Origin of the sequence: Pseudomonas sp. NPDC090203, assembly GCF_044746765.1 — a bacterium.
Classification (GTDB): Bacteria; Pseudomonadota; Gammaproteobacteria; order Pseudomonadales; family Pseudomonadaceae; genus Aquipseudomonas; species Aquipseudomonas putida_AD.
The window spans coordinates 21,925-39,828 of record NZ_JBIVCV010000022.1; the positions used below are offsets into that span (position 1 = coordinate 21,925).

Genomic DNA, 17,904 nt, shown 5'->3' on the forward strand with positions numbered 1-17,904 from the left:
GCGACCGCGGTGTATCAGCCACCCAAAGAGTGGCAGGCACACCGCCGTCGCGGGCAAGCGCGCTCCTACAGAGTCGCGGTTTGGACTTTAGGTAGCTTCCTGAAAATCCATCTCCGGCGGCTGGCGGCGGAAACCGCCGGTGAGCCAGGCCAGATAGATGCAACCGATCACCAGCCAGCTCACGCCCAGCATGATCGCCAGCTTGTCGAGGCTGACCATCAGCCACAGGTCCGCCAGCAGGCCGATCAGCGGGCAGATCAGGAACAACAGCAGCTCACGCAGGCCGCGCTTCTCGCCACCAATCCAGTAGTGAAAAATCACCGACAGGTTGACCAGGCTGAACGCCAGGAAGGCACCGAAGTTGATGAAAGAGGTCGAGGTGGTCACGTCCAGTTTCAGTGCCAGCAAGGCCACCACGGCGCACAGCAGGATGCTGTTGACCGGCGTGCCGAAGCGCTCGCTCAGGCCTGCGAAGAACGACTTGGGCAACACCCCGTCACGGCCCATCGCGTACAGCAGGCGCGAACCGCTGGCCTGGGCCGACAGGCCCGACGCGAACTGGCCGACGATCAGGCCGATCAGGAAGATGGTGACGAACAGATCGCCGCCGATGTTGCGGGCGATTTCATAGGCTGCCGAGTCGACGTTATCGAACTGCGCCGACGGATGCGCCAGCTGCACGAAGTAGGACACGCCGACGAAAATCAGCCCGCCGATCAGGGTAATCAGCATGATCGCCTTGGGGATGGTCTTGCGCGGATCGCGGGTTTCTTCAGTCAGGGTGCTGACCGCGTCGAAGCCCAGGAACGAATAGCAGGCAATCGCCGCACCGCTCATGATTAGCGGCATCTGCATGTCACCGTTGATGAACGGCGCCAGGGTCCACAGTGGCTTGCTGGCGTCGCCGCCGATGTAATGAATGCACAGCACCACGAACGCGGCCAGCACCAGGAACTGCACGATCATCAACAGGGCGTTGACGGTGTTGGCCAGCTTCAGGCCGACGATGTTGATGAGGCTGGTGATGACGATGAACGCCAGCACCCAGACCGGTTGCGGCACCGAGGGGAATGCCGAGCCCAGGTACGCAGCTCCGATCAGCCAGATGGCCATCGGCAGGAACAGGTAGTCGAGCAACACCGCCCAGCCGGCGATGAAACCCAGCTTGGGGCTGATGGCCTTGCGCACGTAGCTGTAGGCCGAACCGGCCACCGGGAACGCCGACGCCATGCGGCCGTAGCTCATGGCGGTGAAGAACATCGCCACCAGCGCCGCCAGGTACGACGCCGGAACCATGCCGCCGGTGGATTGCGCGAGGATGCCAAAGGTGCCGAGCACGATGATGGGGGTCATGTAGGCGATGCCAAACAGCACCACCGACCCCAGCGAAAGGGTACGTTGCAAACGAGCCATGAGCGACTACTCCGAATTTATAGGTTTTATGGCAGAGAAAAGTGCGGCAGAACTTGAGGCGTTCTTTTTATGAACAGCTAACGAGAGAGATGGCGACCGATGCTCTGTGCAAAGTGCCAGAGCGACCGGCCCTCCCTTCTTCTTTTTCAGCGTTTTGGAATCAACAATTCGCGTACGCCATTGGCGTGCTCGACCACTTCGCCCGGCAGGCGCAGGCGCTGGTCGTCCAGGTAGCGATAGTCACGACGCGCTGCCTGCAACTGGCTCAGGTCCAGTTCGGCACTGAACTGGCATTCCTCGCGGCCGGCTTCGTGCAGCAACGTGCCGAACGGGTCCACCAGCGCACTGCCGCCGGCGAACACCAGGCCGCCATCACCCTCGCCCACGCGGTTGACCATCAGCGCGAACGCCTGGTTTTCCTGGGCGCGGGCCATGATCGCGGTGCGGTGGGTGGGGCCGTAGGGGTCCATGTTGCCGTTGGTGACGATAATCAGCTCGGCACCCAGTTGCGCCAGGGCACGGGCCGACTCGGGAAATTCGATGTCGTAGCAGATCAGCATGCCCACGCGCAGGCCGTTCCACAGGCAGGTCGCGTAGCGATCACCAGGGGTGAACACGCCACGGTCGGACGCCCACAGGTGGGTCTTGCGATAGCGCAGCGCAATGCCCTCGGGAGTAATCAGCAGCGTAGTGTTGTAGAAGCGCCCTTCGTCGTTTTCGGCCATGCCGATCACCACCGAGACGTTGCGCGCCCGGGCGGCCTGCTGCACCGCCTGAACGGTGGGGCCGTCCAGCGGCTCGGAAATCTCGCCGACGGTTTCGCTGGACGGAAAGCCCATCAAGTGGGTTTCCGGGAACACGATCAACGCCGTGTCGCTGGCGCAGGCGGCAATCGCGTTCAGCGCGTTTTTCAGGTTATGGGCAGTGCCATTGTCCTGGCCCGTCAATTGGGCGAATTCGACCTTCATGGGTTCTCCTTATCGAGTCGCATACCGGTCAGGTACAAAAAGCTGGCCTGACCCTTGCTCTGCGGGCAGTATGCGCAAAGCCAAGTATTACGGGGTATTACGCAGCTGTAGTAACCCAATAGGGGTAGATCCATGACACTCGCACTTGCGGACATCGCCTGGCACCGCTCGGTCGCACAGTTGATCGAAGCGCTGGACCGGCCGAACTTCTGGGCCCAACTGGTGCGCCTGCTCAATCAGTACGTCGAATTCGATAGCTGGGTGGCGCTGCAATTCAGTTCCGGCCAGCGACCACTGGTGTTCGCCGAAAGCCCGGCCGAAGACGGCAGCCCTGACCAGTTGTTCCAGGACTACCTCAAGGGCCTGTACCTGCTCGACCCGTTCTACATCGCCAGCCGCGAGCGCTCGCAGGGCGGCCTGTTCCGACTGGCGGAAGTGGCGCCGGAGCATTTTGAACTGACTGAGTATTACCAACGATACTTTCGTCTGAATGTGGTGGCCGACGAAATCCAGTTCAATTGCCAGCTCGATCACGACCGCACGCTGTGCCTCTCACTGGGCTCGACCCGTCGTTTCACCGCCGAACAGATTGCCCTGCTCTCCATGATTCAACCCTGGGTCATCGCATTGCTGCGCCAGCGTCTACCCTTCGAGCTGGCTGAACCTGCCTCGGACGAGGAGCCGGTAATGGCCCCGCTGCCCGCCGCTGACTGGCGCACGCAACTGGAGGTCTCGGTGCAGCAGAGTCGCGGCGCACAACTGACCGCCCGGGAACTGGACGTCGGCCGGCTGATGCTCAGCGGCTGCTCCAGCAAGGAGATCGCACGCAAGCTGGATATCTCCGCCGAGACCGTGCGCGTACACAAGAAACATATCTACAGCAAACTGGGTATCAAATCGCAGTCCGAACTGTTTTCGATTTTTCTTCAGGCGCAGAGCGCTTGAAGTGAAACAAAGTCTTGCCGAAAAAAAGCGCGGCACAGCGCTAATCCTTCAACCGTGTTAAGACCTAAAGGATCGCCAATGAGCCTGTCCCTTTTAAGCCGCTACGCCTTTTTTGTCGGCTGTGTGCTGTTCACACTTCTGAGCCTGCCATTCCTGCACCACGAATGGCTGTGGCCCTTCACCCTCGCCACTGCAATCCTGAGCCTGATCGGTATTTTCGACCTGATCCAGGTGCCGCATTCGGTGCGCCGCAACTACCCGATCCTGGGCAACATCCGCTATGCCGTGGAGAAGATCCGCCCGGAAATCCGCCAGTACCTGCTCGAATCCGACAGCGACGCCCTGCCCTTCTCCCGCGCCCAGCGCTCGCTGGTGTACGCCCGGGCCAAGAACGAGTCGGCGGACAAACCCTTCGGCACCCTGATCGATGTGTACCAGACGGGCTTCGAGTTCATCAGCCATTCCATGCGCCCGGCGCCGCTGGCCGACCCCAATCAGTTCCGTGTCACAGTGGGCGGCCCGCAGTGCACGCAGCCGTACTCGGCGTCGATTTTCAACATCTCGGCCATGAGCTTCGGCTCCCTGAGTGCCAACGCCATTCGTGCCCTGAACAAGGGCGCCAAGCTCGGCAACTTCGCCCACGACACCGGTGAAGGCAGCATCAGCCCCTACCACCGTGAAAACGGCGGCGACCTGACCTGGGAGCTGGGCAGCGGCTATTTTGGTTGCCGCACCGAAGATGGTCGTTTCGACGCGGAGCGCTTTGCCAAGCAGGCGCAAGACCCGCAGGTGCGGATGATCGAGATCAAGATGAGCCAGGGCGCCAAGCCAGGCCACGGCGGGATCCTGCCCAAGCACAAGGTCACCCGGGAAATCGCCGACACCCGCGGCATTCCCATGGGCGAGGACTGCATTTCGCCGTCGCGGCACAGCGCCTTCTCGACCCCGACCGAGATGATGCAGTTCATCGCCAAGCTGCGGGAGCTGTCAGGTGGCAAACCGGTGGGCTTCAAATTCTGCCTGGGCCACCCGTGGGAGTTCATGGGCATCGCCAAGGCCATGCTGGAAACCGGCATCCTGCCGGACTTCATCGTCGTCGACGGTGCCGAAGGCGGCACTGGCGCAGCCCCCGTGGAGTTCACCGACCACATGGGATTGCCGATGCGCGAAGGCCTGCTGTTCGTGCATAACACCCTGGTGGGCCTGAACCTGCGGGACAAGATCAAGGTCGGCGCCAGCGGCAAAATCGTCAGCGCGTTCGACATCGCAAGCGTCCTGGCCATTGGCGCCGACTGGGCCAACGCGGCACGGGGCTTCATGTTCGCCATCGGCTGCATCCAGTCCCAGAGCTGCCACACCAACAAATGCCCGACCGGCGTCGCCACCCAGGACCCATTGCGCCAGCGCGCACTTGTGGTGCCGGACAAGGCGCAGCGGGTGTTCAACTTCCACCGCAGCACGCTGCACGCCCTGGCCGAGATGATCGCCGCCGCCGGCCTGGACTCGCCGTCGCAACTGGAAGCCAAGCATTTGGTGCGTCGCCAGTCGCCGACCGAGGTCAAGCTGTTCTCCCAGTCCCACGTGTTCCTGCAACCGGGGCAGTTGCTCAACGGCATCGTCGACGACAGCTTCTATTCGCGCATGTGGCGCATGGCGCGGGCGGACAGCTTCGAGCCGAACGAGATCATTTAAGCCTGATACGCCGCGATCAATGGGGCGCCATTGATCGCGGCATCACCAGTGGAACTTGTACCGGCCACTGCCCTCTGGTGTTTTCAACTCGATATAACCGATGTTCCCGATCCGCACGATGTCGTAGAACAGATTATTGACCAGCACTTGAGGATGCGTGTCGACAGTCGCGTCCATGAATGACTGCCGCGTTTTCGAAGCCACATTATTGAAACCCGCCACTGCAAATCTCTCGGCCATGGTTATTTGCGTCTTGTCCAGAATGAACGCCAACGCCGGCATCTGCTCCAGAGTGCCCGCCACCGCCGGCAGCCACAGTCGCAAATCTTCTGGAGGTATCAGGTAGAAGTCCTGAATCTTGCGCAGTTCAGCGCGAGAAGAGAGATCGTAGCCGATGCTCTGCACCACACTTGTCTCCAGTGTTTTTTGCGCCACAAGGACGCGGCCGTACGCAAAGGAGAAAGACAGCATGCACACTAACGGGATCAGCAACAGCCCAGACGCTGCCGGATGTATTTCCCCAAGCGCTTTGCGAGCGAAATAAAACCCCGCAACCATCACACAGGACACTGCCATCAGTGATCGACAGTTAAGTGCGAAATCTTCGATGACTAAAATGATGCCTGGCACCGCAATCATCATCACCAACCACGCAATGGCGCAAAGGACGACGCACGCCATCCGTTCCGTCAGCCTGCGTTCCGAGCGCAGTACGGCAACCAGCATCAGCGCGATACCCGCCACCGCTGCCACGCCCAGCAACGCCATGATCATCCGGTTGCCATCGGTAATGAGCAGGCCGATGACTTCAGCCACTTTCCTCAGCCGTGCTGTGATCAATGCGCCCCAGCCCTCGCCGTCATGGGCCAGCGTCCCGCGCCAACTGGCATAGAATTGAAAGGCCGTGAAGTAGTAGAGAATGCAGGCGACCGACAATTGCAAGATGCGCTCGGCAATCCCCAGCAATATTGACTTCAAGTCAACGCCGTCACAGATGCCGCGCAGGCATTCGATACAACACAGGGCAACGAACACCTGCAGCGTAATCTGATAAAGACTGGCAGCCGCCACCAGCAGCAGGCCGGGAATTACTGTGCGCAATCCCAAGTGCCGATGTTTGAAGGTAATGGCAAAGATGACGCAGCATAACGCCAGAATCATCATCGGCCCGTCGTATTGATAACTCAGGTTGCCGAGAAAGAATGGGCTGTACAGCAGCGGCAGAACGACTGAACAATCGAACAGGCAAGGCTTGCGAAAGTAGTGGCGTGTCAATGAGGCCAGCGCCAATACCAGCACGGGCAGCATCAACAAGAGCGGCAATGGAAATACATCCACTGAGTGCGAACTGAAGCCCACTACAGTCTGGAATACCTGCATCAACCCGCGACCCTGACTTCGCCACAGGTCTTCCCCCAGAAACAGTTGACGTGGCACATCATCGCCGTAGGGATAGTCCGCCTGGATGATCGGGTAGACAAACAACAGCGTCGCGATGGCAAATACCATGATCAACTGTCGCGAACCCAAGGGATTCAGGCACTTGTCAAACATGGCGACTGGCATCTCTGTCTGTCAGGTTATCGCCGGCCGGGAAATCACCTCTATGGATAACAACGTCCTTGATCACATACCGTGGCCGATGCTTGCTCTCCAGATAAATCCGCCCGATGTATTCACCGAGAATGCCGATACCGATCAGTTGCGTCCCACCCAGAAACAGAATCGAAACCATCAGTGAGGAATAACCCGGCACCGGATTGCCGTTAACGGCGTAATCGAGCAGCAGGTATCCGGCGAACAACAGCGTGGACATGGAAATCAGACCGCCGATGTACGTCCACATGCGCAATGGCACAGTGCTGAAAGACGTGATGCCGTCGAGGGCCAGATTCCACAACTTCCACACGTTGTACTTGCTGCGTCCCGCGACCCGGGCGACACGGTCGTATTCCACGGTCACAGTGTCGAATCCGGCCCAGGCCAGCATGCCCTTCATGAACACTTGCTGTTCGGGCATCCCCTTGATGACATCCACGACCTTGCGATCCAGCAACCTGAAATCACCGACGTTTTCTTCGATCCGGGTCGAGGAAATTCGGCGCAGTACCCTGTAGAACAGAGCGGCCGAATGCCGCTTGAAGAAGCTTTCGGCATCACGATGGCGACGCTTGGCCAGCACGATCTCTGCACCTGCCTGCCAGGCGGTGATGAGCTGGCCGATGACGCTGACCGGATCCTGCAAGTCCACGTCCACCGGAATCACCGCATCGCCAGTGGCGTACTCGATGCCGGCAAACAGCGCGGCTTCCTTGCCGAAGTTGCGCGAAAAGGTCAGCAGCACGACATCCGGATCAGCATCGGCAAGGGCCTTGGCGCGGCGACCGGTGGAGTCCTGGCTGCCGTCGTCGACAAAGACGATTTCAATGCGCCAACCCTGCAGGCCGCGATCCTGCCGGATGGCCTGATAAAACAGCTCGACCGTATGTTCCTCGTTGTACAGCGGCACCACCAGCGAGACTTTCATGACTGGCCTCCGGCAAACACGACGCGTTTGCAGAACAGGTAACCGATCACCAGGCTGCTGGCTGAAAAAACCACAATCGTCACCGCAGGCAACCAGGCAAAGGCGTCGCCCAGAGCGCCGATCACCAGGCTCAGCAAGGCCATAAACGCCATGAACACCCAATAGCGACGCCATGAGCGGTAAGTCTGGAAGGTGAAACGCGCGTTGAGGCAGAACGACAGGGAGGCGGCGGCGAGAAAGCCCGCGAGGTTGCTGCGGGTCTGCGACAGGCCGAAGCCCCCATGCAGCGCGACAAAAACGGCCGCATGGAGAACGGTATTACCCAACCCGACCAGGCTGTAGCGCGCGAACCTGTGCAGCGGTGCCATGATTGACGTTCCGGAGTGGGTGACCGTCCTGGTCAACTGCTGATCCGGTGCGGGGCCGGATCATGATCGTCCAGTCCTTGCAGTGAAGTCGCTCGGCATGACTTGCGCATGACCGGCTGTCGGCTGTGCCCGTTGGGGCCGGAGACATCCTGTAATACGCAATCTTTGCAATTATGTGACAAAACCGCCACCCTTCGCGCCGCCGATCAGCCTCCCTGGCCGGCGTTGAACCTGAGCCACTGATGGCTATCTTCTTTAAACAGTCTTGCAAGAGTTCACCGTCATGACGAACGGACGCGACCATCGAATCGACTTCTTTCGAGGCTTGGCGCTGATCTTCATTTTTTGGGATCACGTACCGGAAAACCCTTTCGCGCAGCTGACCCTGCGTAACTTCGGCTTCAGCGATGCGGCGGAGGTCTTCGTGTTCCTGGCCGGTTTCGCGGCCGTGACGGCCTATGGCCGAGTGGCGCAGCGTGATGGCTACGTGGTCGCCTGCCTGAGAATCCTCAAGCGGACCTGGGTGCTTTACGTCGCGCACATCTTTTTGCTGACCTTGCTGATGGGCATCGTGTTCGTCGCCAACAACCATGTCGACACCCGCGACATGGTGCGCGAAATGGGCCTGGAGTATTTCGTCGGCAACCCGCAACAGGCGCTGGCAGACGAACTGCTGCTGCGCTTCAAACCCAACCTGACCGACCCGCTGCCGCTGTACATCCTGCTGATGGGTGCGCTGCCGCTGATCCTGCCGATCATGCTGCGCAACGCGGCGGTCGCGGTGGGGCTGTCGTTCGCGCTGTACCTGATGGTGCCGCTGTTCGGCTGGAACCTGCGCGCCTATGAAGGTGGTGGGTACTGGTACTTCAACCCGGTGGCCTGGCAATTGATTTTCGTGCTCGGTGGCGCTTTTGCCATGTACACCCAGCGTGCTGTAGAGCCTCGTCCGGCGGCGCGGCCAGTGTGGCAACAGCCGGTATTTCTGATCGCTGCGCTGTACATGCTGATCGCGGGCAGCATCACCTTCCTGTGGAAATTCCCGACCGTCCACGACGCTCTGCTGCCCAAGGCGTTCACCGACCTGATCTACCCGATCAGCAAAACCGACCTCTCGCCCCTGCGCCTGATCCACTTCATCGCGCTGGTGTACGTCGTCGCCAAACTGCTGCCCGCCACCCAGACCTGGCTGGACAACTGGCCCGCCCGGCAGACCTGCCGCATGGGCCGCTATTCGCTGGAAATCTTCTGCCTGGGCGTGCTCCTCGCGCCACTGGCCGACGGGGTCAATGCGCTGGCAGGCGACGTATGGCAAATGCGCGTCATCACCGCTCTGCTCGGGTTGGGGCTGATGTTGCTGCTGTCCAACTGGCTGGAACTCAACAAGCGGTTGGGCAGCCCGAAGGTTGCGCAGGTGGTGAAGGTTTGAGGCCCCCGCACGGCTGACCGCAGGTAGCGAATTCACGACCGCCCCCGCCGGCAAGCCGTGCTGCTACGGGGAGTTGGGGTGTGCTTGGGATTTGTGTAACGCCGCAGATTCGTAGCAGCACGGCTTGCCGGCGGGAGCGATCTTGAGGGCGCATCGCTGGCCAGTCGTGGCGTTAATCCGCAGCCCGCTCTGGTACAACTTGTTCACAAATTTTTCACCCTCCCCGCCCAGCGTCTAAGCTTGTAGTCAGGTGCGATTAACAGGTTTAACCGGGCCAACGATATGGGCGCTTTGTGGCATTCCGATGCAAAGAAGGCTGCGGTCAAGGCTGACAGTCAGGGGAAGGTTCCGGTGCCAGCAGGCTCAGGCCATGGTCGTCATGTGTGGCGGGCGCTGCTGGTGTTGATTCTGGTGGCCTTGGTGATCCTGGGATTTGTGATCGCCACGGAAAGCCGTTCTTCAAGGCTGCAGGCCCGGGAATTCAGCCAGTTGGCCCGGGACCTGAACTATCGCGTCGAAAGCGGCCCAAGCGATGCGATCATCTATCCCGGTGATGGCCCGTTCGACAAGCGCCTGGGCTATTCGGCTCTGGGCGACTTCCTGCCGCGCCTGCTCAAGCGCGACTACCGCGTCACCGAGCAATCGCGCTTTTCACCAGAACTGGTTTCCTACGTGAAACGCGGTTTTTTCGTGCCCTATCAGGAGAAAAGCCAGTCCGGCCTGACCATCTCCGACTGCCGCGGCGATGCGCTGTATCAATTCACCTACCCGCAACAGCTCTATCCGGATTTCGCCTCGATCCCGCCCGTGCTGGTCAACAGCCTACTGTTCATCGAAAACCGCGACCTGCTCGACAGCAAACATCCGCTGGCCAACCCCGCCGTGGACTGGCCGCGCTTTCTCAAGGCTGCCGTTTCCCAGGTCGCCAAACTGGTCGGCCTGCCCGGTCAGTCGGCAGGCGGCAGCACCCTGGCCACCCAACTGGAGAAGTACCGCCACTCCCCCGACGGCCTGACTCAATCCGGCGCCGAGAAAATCCGCCAGATGGTGTCGGCCAGTGTGCGAGCCTACCAGCCAGGTCAGGAAACCATGGAGGCTCGCCAGCGGGTGGTGCGCGATTACCTGAACAGCGTGCCGCTCTCGGCAGTGCCAGGCCACGGCGAAGTGCACGGGATGGCCGAGGGTTTGCGGGTTTGGTATGGCGCTGATTTCGACCGCACCAACCAGTTGCTGGCAAGCCCCGCCAAGGACGCCAAGACCCTCGCCGCGCAAGGCCTGGCCCTGCGCGAAGTGCTGTCGCTGGTGATCGCCCAACGCCGTCCTTCGCATTACCTGGCCAAGGGCCGCAAGGAATTAGCTGACCTGACAGACAGCCACATTCGTGTGCTGGCGCAAAACAATGTGATCGAGCAATCCCTGGCCGATGCCGCGCTGGGCGCCACCGTCACCTATCGCGACTGGGTGCAGCAACCCACCGTGCAGCCCATCGAGACCAACAAGGGCATCACCGTCGCCCGCACGCGCCTGTCCAACATGCTCGACCGGCCACTGTACGACCTCGACCGCCTGGACCTGTCGGCCACCAGTACCCTGCAGAATGATCTGCAAGTCAGCGTCGGCCAGTACCTGCGTGACCTCGCCAATCCGGAAGTGGCTGGCAAACTGGGGCTGCTAGGCGAACACCTGCTGACACCTACCAGCACCCAGGCTGTGCGCTACAGCTTCACCCTGTTCGAGCGCGACATCGACGGCTCCCGCGTGCGGGTGCAGACCGACAGCACCGACCAGCCGTTCGACATCAACGAAGGCAGCAAGCTGGAGCTTGGCTCGACCGCCAAGATGCGAGTGCTGACCACCTACCTGCAGATCATTCAGGAACTGCACGACAAGTACTCGGGCATGAGCACTGCCGATCTCAAGAAAGTGCCGGTCGAGCCCCCCGACCAGTTGAGCCGCTGGGCGCTGGACTATTTGATGCAGAACAACGACCGTGACCTGTCGAAGATGCTGGCCGCAGCCCTGGACCGCAAATACTCGGCCAGCCCCGGCGAGAACTTTTTCACCGGCGGCGGGCTGCATCACTTCAACAATTTCCGCAAGGAAGACAACGCCCGCAACCCGACCCTGCGCGAAGCCCTGCGCGAGTCGATCAACCTGCCGTTCATTCGCCTGATGCGCGATGTGGTGCGCTACGTCACCTATCAGGGCCCGAACAACAGCGCCGTGCTGCTCAAGGACGACAGCGACCCTCGGCGTCAGGAGTATCTCGCGGATTTCGCTGACCGCGAGGGCACCTCCTTCCTGCTCAAGTTCTGGAAGCGCTACCGCAACAAGACCACACAGGATCGACTCGATACCTTCATGGATGGCGTTCATCCGTCCGCCAGCCGTATTGCGGCGGTGCATCGTTACCTGTTGCCCAACGCCAGCCAGAGTGCCTTCAGCGCCTTTGTCAAAGCCCATGTGGTGATCGACAAGACCCAGCCGCCGCTCACCGAGAAGCGCCTCGACGACCTGTACTACGCCTACGGCCCCGGCAAGTTCGACCTGCCCGATCAAGGCTACATCGCCCGCGTTCACCCGCTGGACCTGTGGCTGGTGGGTTACCTGTTGCAGAACCCCGAAGCGAGCTTCAAGGACGCCGTGGCCGCCAGCCGTTTCGAGCGTCAGGAGGTGTACAGCTGGCTGTTCAAGAGCCGGCACAAGAGCGCCCGTGACAACCGCATTCGCACGATGCTGGAGATCGAAGCCTTCCTCGACATCCACCAGCGCTGGCGGCGCCTGGGTTATCCGTTCGACCACTTGGTGCCCTCGCTGGCGACCGCAATTGGCAGTTCGGGCGACCGTCCTGCGGCGCTGGCCGAGCTGATCGGCATCATTCAGAACGACGGGATTCGCCTGCCGGTGCTGCGCATCGACAGTCTGCATTTCGCCGCCGATACGCCCTATGAAACGCTGCTCAACAACAACCCGGAACTGGGCAAGCGCGTGCTGTCGCCGCAAGTAGCCGGGGCCATGCGCGAGGCCCTGTCGCAGGTGGTGGACGCCGGTACTGCGCGAAGGGTGTCGGGCACGTTCAAGACGCCGGACGGCACCACGCTGGCCATGGGCGGCAAGACCGGGACCGGTGACAACCGCATCGAAAGCTTTGGCTCGGGCGGGCGGATTCTGGCCTCCAAGGCGATCAACCGCACGGCGACGTTCGTGTTCTACATCGGCGACAACCACTTCGGCACGCTGACGGCTTACGTGCCGGGCCGCGCCGCTGAGGCCTTCAAGTTCACCTCGGCCCTGCCCGTCCAGGTGCTCAAGGGCATGGCGCCGATTCTCAATCCGTACCTTCAGGCGGGCACTTACACCCAGTGCAAGGCGCCTGCTGCGATGCAGGTGGCAAGCCTGTCGCAATAATTCCCCCCGTAGCAGCACGGCTTGCCGGCGGGGGCGGTGTGTCAGCGATGAATGAGTTGACTGACACACCGCTCCCGCCGGCAAGCCGTGCTGCTACGAGCCCCCTGCACCTCCCACAAATGAGAACCGTTCGTCTTGAGGCACCTTGCATCTTTCTTAAGATATATCTTAAGGTATATCTAACGTAACGAGAGAGAGATGAAAGACGATGAGAGACCACTCACACGACCACCCTCATCACCACCGCCCGCACTTCGGCGATCACGGCGACGGGCGTGATGGATTCGAGAAACGTACCGGCCGCGAGCGCGGTGGACGCGGCCCCCGGGTCTTCGCGCCCGGCGACCTGAAGCTGCTGCTGTTGGCATTAATTGCCGACCAGCCCTGCCACGGCTATGACCTGATCCGCCAGATCGAAGGCCTGTTCGACGGTGCCTACAGCCCAAGCCCCGGCGTGATCTACCCGACCCTGACCTTTCTTGAAGAAAGCGAGCTGATCACCGGCGACGCCGAAGGCGGCAAGAAGCGTTACCAGATCACCGCAGCCGGCCAGCAGTTCCTGGTGGAACAGGCCGTGGCGCTGGACGGCGTGAAGATGCGCATCGAGGTCAGCAAACGCTCACTGCGCGGCCATGACCGCCCGCCGGAGATCCACGAGGCGGTGCACAACCTGCGCCATGCCCTGCAAATGCATCACGGTCGCTGGACTCCGGACGAAATCATCCGCGTGCGCGACCTGCTCAACGAAACCGCCAAAGCCGTTGTCGACGGCCCCCACACCCGTTCGGAGAAGCCGGTATGAATTCACAGCAATCGATCCATCGCGTCAGCCATGAAATCAAGCGGCGCAAACTGCAAGTGTTGCGCGTCACCGACATCACCCCGCGCATGCGCCGCATTACCCTCCACGGTCCGCAACTGCAAGGCTTCATCAGCCTGGGCAGCGACGATCACGTCAAACTGCTGTTCGCGACCACGCCAGAAGAGCAGGCCGCGCTGGAGGACTTCATGCCCGGTTCGAACAACGACGGCCCTCGTCCTGCCATGCGCGACTACACGCCGCGCCGCTACGATGCGCAATCGGGCGAGCTGGACATCGATTTCGTGCTGCACGGTGACGGGCCTGCCGCTACCTGGGCGTCGCAGGCTGCGGTCGGTCAGTTTCTGTTCATCGCAGGTCCCCGCGGGTCGATGATCGTGCCGGACATGTTCGACAGCTACCTGTTGATCGGCGACGAAACCGCCCTGCCCGCCATCGCCCGCCGCCTGGAGGAATTGCCAGGCAATCGCCGTGCGCTGGTGGTGGTGGAAATCGAAGACAATGCCGAGCGCCAGACGCTGGAAAGCCAGGCCCAGGTGGAGGTGATCTGGGTGGTGCGCGGTGAGCGGGACCTGCTGGACGTGACACGCCAACTGACGCTGCCCGAGGGTGATCTTTACGCCTGGGTGGCGACGGAGTCCTCGCTGTCGCGCAAGGTCCGCCGGGTGCTGCTCGATGAGTTCAAGCTCGATGAAGCGGCGGTGAAGGCGGCGGGCTATTGGCGTATTGCGGGTTCCGAGGAAGAATAAACCGCCCTTGAACTCAGCGCCATCTCGTAGCAGCACGGCTTGCCGGCGGGGGCGGTGTGTCAGCGATGAATAAGTTGACTGACACACCGCTCCCGCCGGCAAGCCGTGCTGCTACGGACGAGTCAGTTCAGGGAGGTGTGTGTCGTCTGACACACCGCAATCGCGGGCAAGCGCGCTCCTACGGGGCTGGGTGGGGCGATCTTGCTTTATCTACCAGCCAGATCAGCAAACCGACCCCCACGAACCCCGCCAGCACACCCAGCGCATTGGTCATGGCCGCCGCAAGGCCCAGCGTGCCAATGTCCAGGAACGGGTAGACATAATCGCCAATCATGTCGCCCCGGAACAGCAAATAACCGAAATACAAAACCGGATACAGCATCCACGCCAGGACGTGTTTGAACCTGAGCATGCCCTTGCACACGAACAGCCACCAATACCCCAGAAACACCAGCGGCATGACGTCGTGCAGCAGTTCATCGGTCAGCCACTGCCAGCCCTGCGGGCTCCACAAATGGCGCAGCAGCAGGCTGTAGGCAATGCCGACCACCACAATGCTTGCGGTGATGCCGCTGCACGCAGCAGGTGATCTGAAAAAACGATGGCCCGCCGAGTGCCGGTCGGTGATGGCGCAGGTCAGCGCGGTCGCGACCAGGGTGTTGGTCAGCACCGTGAAATAGCTGAAAAACTTCACCAGCCCGCCGAGCAGGCTGGCCTGATCGGTCCAGCGCCCCCATAGCACCAGATACAACTGCACCGCCAGCGCGAACCAGCCAAGCAGCATGGCGGCGGTGGCGTAGGTGCGTTGTCCTGGCCTCAGTTGCAGTGTCTGGCTGTGCATCACGGGCGATCCCTGTACAGGCATCACCAACGCTTGGTGCGCGCCAGTTTCACGTACAACGCCTCGACCTTCTCCCGCGCCCAGGGCGTCTTGCGCAGAAAGGTCAGGCTCGACTTGATGCTGGGGTCGCTCTTGAAGCAGCGAATGTCGATGCGCTCGGCCAGGCCCGACCACTCATAGTGCTCGACCAGCGCGTTGAGAATCTGCTCGAGGGTCACGCCGTGCAGCGGGTCGGTGTTGGGTGTGGTCATGGCAGGCCTGTGCAGTGATGAGGTCGAGAGGTGCGCACCTTAGCGGAGCACGCGATGGGTGTGAAGACATTGTAGGAGCGCGCTTGCCCGCGGTGCGGTGTGGCAGTCGCCGATGTAGTGTCTGACGCACCGCGGTCGTCCGAATGCGGCCCAGACCAAGCGCGGTCCTACAGGCATCGCGCGGAAACGGGCAATTGCAAAATGATTGCTTTTTTAATGTTATGTTATAACAATAAAAAACTAACCATTGAGTCTCACCCCCGCCAAGGAACCGCTGCATGTCCCGCCCCTCGAAATCCCGGCTCTGGCGCCTCACGCCACTGGCCACCGCCCTGTTGGTCGCCTCCCCCGCATTCGCCATCGAGCTTGAACAGCAAACCATCACTGCCAACCCATTGGGCAGCGATCAACTGGCCTCACCCAGTACCGTGCTCACCGGTGACGACCTGACCCTGCAACAGAAAGGCAGCCTGGGCGAAACCCTGAACAAGCAGCCGGGTGTGTCTTCGTCGTACTTCGGACCCGGTGCAAGCCGGCCGATCATTCGCGGGCTGGACGGCGACCGCATTCGCCTGCTGCGCAATGGCGTGGGCGCGCTGGATGCCTCGTCGCTGTCCTACGACCACGCGGTGCCGCTGGACCCGGTGAACGTTGACCGCATCGAAATCGTGCGCGGGCCGGCTGCGTTGCTGTACGGCGGCAGCGCCATCGGCGGCGTGGTCAACACTTTCGACAACCGCATCCCCACCGAGGCCATCGAAGGCATTCACGGTGCCGGCGAATTGCGCTACGGCGGCGCTGACACTACCCGCAGCAGTGCGGGCAAGCTGGAAGCGGGCAATGGCACCTTTGCCTTGCACCTGGACGCCAATGCCCGAGAGTTCAACGATCTGAAGATTCCAGGCTACGCCCGCACCGCCGACGAACGCGCCCGCGACCCCGATGGCGGCGACAAGAAACATCGCCTGGGCAACAGCGACGGGCGTCAGGACGGCGGAGCCATCGGTGGTTCCTACACCTGGGACGATGGCTACGCGGGGCTTTCCTACAGCAACTACGACGCCAACTACGGATCGCCCGCCGAACAGGACGTGCGCATCCGGATGAAGCAGGATCACTACGCGTTCGCTTCGGAAATCCGCAACCTGGCGGGCCCCTTCAGCTCGGTGAAGCTCGACGCCGGTTACACCGAATACAAGCACATGGAGATCGAGGACGGCGAAGTCGGCACCACCTTCAAGAACAAGGGTTACGAGGCCCGTGTCGAAGCGCGCCACCAGCCCATCGGTCCGTTGAACGGGGTGATCGGCGCGCAGGTCAGCCGCAGCGAGTTCTCGGCGCTGGGCGAAGAAGCTTTCGTGCCGCAGACCGATACCGACACCGGCGCTCTGTTCATTCTCGAAGAACTACAAGCCACCGAACGCCTGAAACTGAGCCTGGGTGGACGCCTGGAGCACACCACGGTGGATCCGGACGCCCAAGGCAAGGAACGCTTCGCCAACGCCGACAGCTCCAGCAGTTTCACCGCCGGCAGCCTGTCCACCGGTGCGGTCTATACCCTGACACCGGTGTGGTCGCTGGCAGCAACCCTGGGCTACACCGAACGCGCGCCGACCTTCTACGAGCTGTACGCCAACGGCGCCCACGTCGCGACCGGCACCTACGAACTCGGCAACGCCGATCTGTCGAAGGAAAAGGCCGTCTCCAGCGACCTGGCGCTGCGCTTCGACAATGGCACGCACAAAGGCAGCTTCGGCGTGTTCTACAGCCGCTTCTCCAATTACATCGGGCTGTTGGGGACAGGTCGTACGCTCAATGATGACGGCGAGGAGGACGCGGACGGCATTCCGGAATACACCTACTCGGGCGTGAAGGCGCGCTTTGTCGGATTCGAGGCGCAAGATCGCTGGAAACTGGGCGAAAGCCAGTACGGAAAATTCGCGCTGGAGCTCTCGGGCGACTATACCCGCGCTACCAATCTGGACACTGGCGAAGCCCTGCCGCGCATCGCCCCGCTGCGTTTGAACAGCGGTCTGGTATGGGAGCTGGACAAGTGGCAGGCGCGGATCGACGTCGAACACGCCGCCTCCCAAGGCCGGGTGCCGGGCAACGAGAGCGGCACCGACGGCTATACAACGCTGGGGGCCAGCGCCGGTTACAAATTCAACGTGGGTGAGAGTCAGTGGCTGGCGTTCGTCAACGGCGAGAACCTGACCAACCAGACCGTGCGCTACGCCAGCTCCATCCTGCGCGACATCGCCCCGGCGCAGGGGCGCAGCATTGAAGTGGGGTTGCGCACAACGTTCTGATTCGCGAATTCACCTCGGCCCCGTAGCAGCACGGCTTGCCGGCGGGGCGGTGTGTCAGACAGAACATTCGTCACTGACACACCGCCCCCGCCGGCAAGCCGTGCTGCTACGGGGATTGGTGTCAGCCTTTGTAAAGGTTATCCATCCCCCATTACATCTGTCGCTCTGCCCAACCCTTACCCACACT

At 61.5% G+C, this 17,904-nt stretch carries 14 protein-coding genes; 7 read left to right on the forward strand and 7 right to left on the reverse strand.

Annotation, left to right across the window (positions count from 1 at the left end; all coding sequences use genetic code 11):
* Positions 1–87 precede the first annotated feature (87 nt).
* Positions 88–1,413, reverse strand: coding sequence for an APC family permease (locus tag ACIPO9_RS26905; protein WP_400784387.1), 1,326 nt, complete (start codon positions 1,411–1,413; stop codon positions 88–90).
* 146 nt (positions 1,414–1,559) lie between these two features.
* Entirely contained in the window at positions 1,560–2,381 is an 822-nt protein-coding gene (locus tag ACIPO9_RS26910) for a carbon-nitrogen hydrolase family protein (protein ID WP_274135066.1), read from the reverse strand.
* A 132-nt stretch (positions 2,382–2,513) separates the two neighbouring features.
* On the opposite strand from ACIPO9_RS26910, the gene ACIPO9_RS26915 reads away from it, so the two are divergent.
* A complete protein-coding gene (locus ACIPO9_RS26915; RefSeq protein WP_400784388.1) occupies positions 2,514–3,326 on the forward strand; it encodes a response regulator transcription factor in 813 nt (270 codons plus the stop codon).
* Between the two features lie 78 nt (positions 3,327–3,404).
* The gene (locus ACIPO9_RS26920) at positions 3,405–5,018 is read left to right on the forward strand and encodes an FMN-binding glutamate synthase family protein (RefSeq protein ID WP_400784390.1); all 1,614 of its coding nucleotides are present in this window, start codon (positions 3,405–3,407) and stop codon (positions 5,016–5,018) included.
* Between the two features lie 42 nt (positions 5,019–5,060).
* Here ACIPO9_RS26920 and ACIPO9_RS26925 read toward each other — a convergent pair whose 3' ends face one another.
* Genes ACIPO9_RS26925 through ACIPO9_RS26935 form a run of 3 tightly spaced genes read right to left on the reverse strand, consistent with a single transcriptional unit; the run spans position 5,061 to position 7,913 of the window.
* Positions 5,061–6,584 (reverse strand): glucosyltransferase domain-containing protein, encoded by a 1,524-nt coding sequence (locus ACIPO9_RS26925; protein WP_400784391.1) that lies wholly within the window; start codon positions 6,582–6,584, stop codon positions 5,061–5,063.
* Positions 6,565–7,545 carry a glycosyltransferase family 2 protein gene (locus ACIPO9_RS26930; protein WP_274135060.1) on the reverse strand — a complete coding sequence of 327 codons (981 nt, stop codon included), beginning with the start codon at positions 7,543–7,545 and terminating at the stop codon, positions 6,565–6,567. Before ACIPO9_RS26930 ends, ACIPO9_RS26925 begins: the two co-directional genes overlap by 20 nt.
* On the reverse strand, positions 7,542–7,913 hold the full coding sequence (locus ACIPO9_RS26935) for a GtrA family protein (protein ID WP_274135058.1): 372 nt from the start codon (positions 7,911–7,913) through the stop codon (positions 7,542–7,544). The genes ACIPO9_RS26930 and ACIPO9_RS26935 overlap by 4 nt, the downstream gene beginning before the upstream one ends.
* Before the next feature lie 283 nt (positions 7,914–8,196).
* On the opposite strand from ACIPO9_RS26935, the gene ACIPO9_RS26940 reads away from it, so the two are divergent.
* The 4 genes from ACIPO9_RS26940 to ACIPO9_RS26955 all read left to right on the forward strand — a co-directional run bounded on the left by ACIPO9_RS26940 (position 8,197) and on the right by ACIPO9_RS26955 (position 14,316).
* A complete protein-coding gene (locus tag ACIPO9_RS26940) occupies positions 8,197–9,339 on the forward strand; it encodes an OpgC domain-containing protein (protein ID WP_400784393.1) in 1,143 nt (380 codons plus the stop codon).
* Positions 9,340–9,621: 282 nt separating this feature from the next.
* The gene (locus ACIPO9_RS26945) at positions 9,622–12,747 is read left to right on the forward strand and encodes a transglycosylase domain-containing protein (RefSeq protein WP_400784394.1); all 3,126 of its coding nucleotides are present in this window, start codon (positions 9,622–9,624) and stop codon (positions 12,745–12,747) included.
* A 208-nt stretch (positions 12,748–12,955) separates the two neighbouring features.
* Positions 12,956–13,549, forward strand: coding sequence for a PadR family transcriptional regulator (locus ACIPO9_RS26950; protein WP_400784395.1), 594 nt, complete (start codon positions 12,956–12,958; stop codon positions 13,547–13,549).
* Positions 13,546–14,316 (forward strand): siderophore-interacting protein, encoded by a 771-nt coding sequence (locus tag ACIPO9_RS26955; protein WP_400784396.1) that lies wholly within the window; start codon positions 13,546–13,548, stop codon positions 14,314–14,316. Before ACIPO9_RS26950 ends, ACIPO9_RS26955 begins: the two co-directional genes overlap by 4 nt.
* Before the next feature lie 178 nt (positions 14,317–14,494).
* On the opposite strand, the gene ACIPO9_RS26960 is transcribed toward ACIPO9_RS26955, so the two are convergent.
* Positions 14,495–15,157, reverse strand: coding sequence for a Pr6Pr family membrane protein (locus ACIPO9_RS26960; RefSeq protein ID WP_400784398.1), 663 nt, complete (start codon positions 15,155–15,157; stop codon positions 14,495–14,497).
* Positions 15,158–15,180: 23 nt separating this feature from the next.
* Complete coding sequence (locus tag ACIPO9_RS26965) at positions 15,181–15,408, reverse strand: VF530 family protein (protein ID WP_274135493.1); 228 nt, start codon at positions 15,406–15,408, stop codon at positions 15,181–15,183.
* A 278-nt stretch (positions 15,409–15,686) separates the two neighbouring features.
* Here ACIPO9_RS26965 and ACIPO9_RS26970 point away from each other — a divergent pair, with 278 nt between their 5' ends.
* Entirely contained in the window at positions 15,687–17,717 is a 2,031-nt protein-coding gene (locus ACIPO9_RS26970; RefSeq protein WP_400784399.1) for a TonB-dependent receptor, read from the forward strand.
* The last annotated feature ends 187 nt before the right edge of the window (positions 17,718–17,904 follow it).